This is a genomic window from Nonlabens dokdonensis, assembly GCF_002162835.1.
Lineage (GTDB): Bacteria > Bacteroidota > Bacteroidia > Flavobacteriales > Flavobacteriaceae > Nonlabens > Nonlabens dokdonensis_B.
Window position 1 is genome coordinate 1 of sequence record NZ_MAAX01000171.1, and the last position, 1,761, is coordinate 1,761.

3 protein-coding genes are annotated in these 1,761 nt (G+C 34.6%); all 3 read right to left on the reverse strand.

All coding sequences use genetic code 11. From position 1 onward, the window contains the following. Positions 1–387: potassium channel family protein (locus A9Q93_RS11085; protein ID WP_303687471.1), on the reverse strand; the 387-nt coding region annotated here is incomplete at its 3' end. 9 nt (positions 388–396) lie between these two features. Next, complete coding sequence (locus tag A9Q93_RS11090) at positions 397–624, reverse strand: PspC domain-containing protein (RefSeq protein ID WP_303687472.1); 228 nt, start codon at positions 622–624, stop codon at positions 397–399. Between the two features lie 64 nt (positions 625–688). Next, positions 689–1,761 (reverse strand): DUF2851 family protein (locus tag A9Q93_RS11095; RefSeq protein WP_303687473.1); only part of this gene is annotated, 1,073 nt, incomplete at its 5' end.

The following is a 1,761-nucleotide window of genomic DNA, read 5'->3' on the forward strand; positions in this document are numbered from 1 at the left end:
TCTTTTATAATCTTGTAGCTTTTGAACAGCTTGCTTTCCATTACGCCCATATCCACAAACGATAATATGATTTTCCATAGACTCTAAATGTTTAATTTTTCGTTTTTTTCTTAAGTCTGCTAGGCTGTTACGAGATAACAAATACTCTGTTATTGCAGATACCGCATAACCTACTACAATAACACTTATTAAAATAAAGAATACAGTAAATAACTTTGCCTGAGGAGAAGGATCTCCTATTTCCCTATAACCTACAGTTGTAATAGTTATTACAGTCATGTATAAAGAATCTACCCATGAGAGATCCATACTCAACTTAAACCCTAATACACCTATTAGAAGCATTACAAATAATAATGAAAATGCTATTTTTAATTTATTGCGCACGAGATTAATTTAAAGATCAAAAACGCTGCTGCGTTTTGTGTATATGAGATCCTTTATTTTAAGCCAAAATGCCATGATTAAATAAACGGCAAAACCAGCTCCTAACGTAGCAAAAGTAAAGTAGATAAACGTTAACCTGACATTTCTAGCCTTCATACCTAATTTTTCAGCAACGCGAGTAGATACGTAAAAACCGTATTTCTCCATAAGTGTGCGTAAATATGTAACAATTCCCATAATGTAAATTTAAGTCAAAGCTCTTAAAAATAACAGGACTTCATCAATAGTTTAAAACTTAGATCTATGAGCGCAAGAGAGCAACACCTATATCACAGCTTAAGCAACGATTCTTATCACAATAATTAGGCTTTAAATGCAATAATGATTGTGTTGTCAACGAGTTCTCAACCTTGAAGAGTTTTTTAAAACCTGAAACTATGGTATTCTTTTCTGGATTCAACTCATACATCAGCTCCATTAATTCTTCAGTTTTATCCTTACCTACAAATTGTGCGTGCATAAATTTTATAGGCACGATGCAATTGATAATCAGTAAATCAATAAAATCTGAGGTGAGTGTTTTCTCTCTTTCTTCTGTTTCTTTATCAAATACATGATGAGTATCCCAATATTTGGCAGCTTTGACCTCAAACAGCATATGAATTTCTTGTCTACTCTTAGACAATAAAACCTCTCCAAAAAGCATTGGATTCTTTTGATATAATCTTGATAGTTGTGAAATCCGTATCGTGGGATAATTAGCCGGTCGCAATCTAAAAAACTTCATAGGTGTAAGAGAAGGTTGCAGGTTGTGTTTCGCTTTCGCGAAAGCGAACTCATTAACTAACTCTTTATAATAAGAATCTTTTCTTTCAACCTCGAGCAATCCGCACTGACCTAATAAGACAGATTCTAATTGAAAAGCATCTTTAGCTAATTTACGGATCACAGCCTGGTCCATACCACTAGCAAGCTGTTCAAAAGCATCGGCATTTGTTTTTGTGCCAAAACTTCTGGCTAGCAACTGAAAAAAAGTCGCTTCCCAATCGTTGTTATTTTGCTTAAGTATATGCTTAATGCGATCTGATTTATATTCTAGTCGTTCAAAGAAAAGTTTCTCCAGCCACTGATCTCTTTTAAAATCATCTACACTAGAAAATTGATTCTCGCAGTTTATGAATTGGTCATTTTTTACGGCAAACAACTTGCGATAAGATTGTACTAAATGTTCATCAACATATTTTGAAACTTCTAGAACAGGTATATTCACACCATCTCTGCGAGTAATCTCTGCATCGTGCATCCAGACGACATGTAAAATAACGTTATCATAAGCAGGATCGTCGTCGTGGCCGTGTAGGTACCAGTCGCTGG